Raw genomic sequence first — 2,616 nt, forward strand, 5'->3', positions numbered from 1 at the left:
AATTCAACTGCGTGATTGGAATTTCAGACACGCAACGCAAACAAAGGTTGTTCAGTGACTTCGACACAAACCTGCGGCTATGAAAAGAGGAATTTGGCGGCTAAACCTCGAGACTCAAAAACTGTAAAATTGATGGGGGATAACGAATGACATGGATCCCCCTCATGTGGATTTGCCACACTTAGGTGTCTTTTTCAAAACCGGAGGTTCCATGTCTTCTCAATTCTTTTGCGGTGTTGACCTTGCCAAACACCACTTCTCATTGCACGCGGTTGATGTGCGAGGAAAAGTCATTCTTCACAAATCGGTGCCTCGCGCTAAACTGCTGACTACATTAGCAAATATTCCACCTATGCGCATAGGTCTCGAAGCTTGCAGTGGTGCGCATTATTGGGCGAGAGAATTCATTAAACTCGGTCACGATACCCGTATTATGGCAGCGAAATACGTGGGGCCGTATCGTACCAAAGGTAAAAATGACCTTAACGATGCAATCGCTATCTGTGAAGCTGTTCAACGCCCCAATACGCGCTTTGTTCCCATTAAATCTCCTGAACGCCAGGCCATTTTGGCTATTCACCGAATGCGCGAGCATTGGGTTCGGGAACGGACAGCTCTCATCAACCGCATTCGTGCGTTACTCGCCGAGTTTGGAATTGTCATTCCCACTGGTCGCGCTGCAATTCATCGTGAAGTGCCACTCATTCTTGAAGCGGCCGAAAACGATTTGCCCGACATTGCGCGAGCTGTCTTGACTGATTGCTTTGAGCACCTACAAACGCTCAATCAACGTATAGACGACACGGAACAATGTTTTGATATGGTCGCCAAGGCTAGCCCTAATGTGCAGCGTATTCTTAACGTTCGCGGAGTTGGACCTCAAACTGCAACCGCTATCATCGCCAGCATAGGCAAAGGAGAGCAGTTCGATTCAGGTAGAGACTTTGCCGCTTGGCTAGGGTTGGTCCCAAAACAGTATTCAACGGGTGGCAAGCCTAGACTTGGACGGATCACTAAGCACGGCGACAAATACCTACGAACATTACTCGTTCACGGTGCGAGAGCTGCCATCACTAATCTTGGTTAAAAACAGGACAGGCTCAGTGTCTGGGGGCGAAACGTTCTTGAACGGCGAGGTATGAACCGCGCCATTGTTGCTCTCGCTGCCAAGAATGCGCGAATTATCTGGGCATTATTAAACAATCAAACCGAGTATCAAGACTACGTGGCGTAAAAAACACGCCACGTAGGGAAACACCCCAACCGGGTCATTGCAGACGCAGCTGATGAGAATAGGTTAAGACCATTTGCAGAGAGCCTGTTAATGCGGCGGGCACATTTGATGCCTTCTAACGAATAAGGCACTGCAACCGCGCAATGTCATCAGGCCATGACGAGAGTCAGATAAAGGCCGAATGTAGAGCGGCAGTCCATAACATATCTCAGAAAGCCTTGCGGATGTTTGACGAACGGGGGGATCCATGTAGCCCTGTTAAGGGGTGAGCAACGCAATACCGATGCCGCCGCATGCCACCTTAAACACTAAAACCAACGCATAGTGAAAATGCCACGCGTTGCGAATCCCTCTTGAACAGATTGTTATGGCGATTTACTTAAGACTTGCTTGGATTATCAATAACTCAATTTCATTGTCCGATGTATTAACCAAACCATGGGTGCCAAAACGTTTATTAACTATCATATCTCCTGAAGCCACTTTTCTATCCTCTCCTTCAATGGTCATAGTGCCTTCACCTTTCAAAATGATATACATTTCTTCATCATCTCCGTGAGTATGCTCACCCATAGAGCTTCCAGGTGGCATAACAACACGGATCGCAAAATCCCAAGCACCATCGAAATCTTTACGTCTGAATGCACGATAAATATCTATTGAACCTTCTCCATCATGGCTATTTTCGCCGACTTCTTTATCGCAGGTGTAAAAATTACGTATCATTTTTTCCAAATTCCTCTTTGATTATTTTCCGTAGATCTACTGAGCGCCATAACGCCTGCCAGCACAGGCAAAAAATAGCGGAGCAGTTTTTTGTCCTGTGGCTGCATTTGTTAGGCATTTTTATCAATAAGTTCTCTAAGTTTATTTCTAATAGTATTTGTTCTTAATCTACCTTCAATAGCTAGGGAAACCAGCATAGATGTTACGACAGAAATTAATGCTGCCAAAGTTTCATCAATTTCGTTAAATTTAGAAAGGCTATAGCCAATAGAAAACGATAGAACACAAACAAGTATGAAGAAAAATAAAGTAATCAACACACGTTGATATACTGTATCTTTCTTTGCCTGTTTGACGTAATTGTGCACTTTTACGCTGGGTTCATTTTTCAATTCTGGATAGGTTTGTAATAACCATGCTGTGTACTTCATTAATTCCTCTCTAATGCCTAACGCCTGCCAGCACAGGCTAAAAATGGCAGAGCGATTTTCTGTCCTGTGACTGCATTTTTTATGTGGTTACGCTGAATAGTAAAAAGTTTTAATACCATATTTTTTAAAGATTAATTCAAGTACTCTTGCAACACTGATTACTAATGCAGACCAAATGAAAATACCAAAGTTTGATGCTGTAAGGACACCTAATACTGAATTTGG

Annotated in this window: 2 protein-coding genes and 1 pseudogene; 1 reads left to right on the forward strand and 2 read right to left on the reverse strand. The window is 44.1% G+C overall.

What is annotated here, in order from left to right:
- Positions 1-211: 211 nt before the first annotated feature.
- A pseudogene (locus tag CS022_RS24390) lies at positions 212-1,234 on the forward strand (IS110 family RNA-guided transposase).
- Positions 1,235-1,609: 375 nt separating this feature from the next.
- Here CS022_RS24390 and CS022_RS24400 read toward each other — a convergent pair.
- On the reverse strand, positions 1,610-1,960 hold the full coding sequence (locus CS022_RS24400) for a cupin domain-containing protein (protein ID WP_129124454.1): 351 nt from the start codon (positions 1,958-1,960) through the stop codon (positions 1,610-1,612).
- 110 nt (positions 1,961-2,070) lie between these two features.
- Positions 2,071-2,391 carry a hypothetical protein gene (locus CS022_RS24405; protein ID WP_129124453.1) on the reverse strand — a complete coding sequence of 107 codons (321 nt, stop codon included), beginning with the start codon at positions 2,389-2,391 and terminating at the stop codon, positions 2,071-2,073.
- Between the last annotated feature and the right edge of the window lie 225 nt (positions 2,392-2,616).

It is taken from the genome of Veronia nyctiphanis (assembly GCF_004116385.1).
Taxonomy (GTDB): Bacteria; Pseudomonadota; Gammaproteobacteria; order Enterobacterales; family Vibrionaceae; genus Veronia; species Veronia nyctiphanis.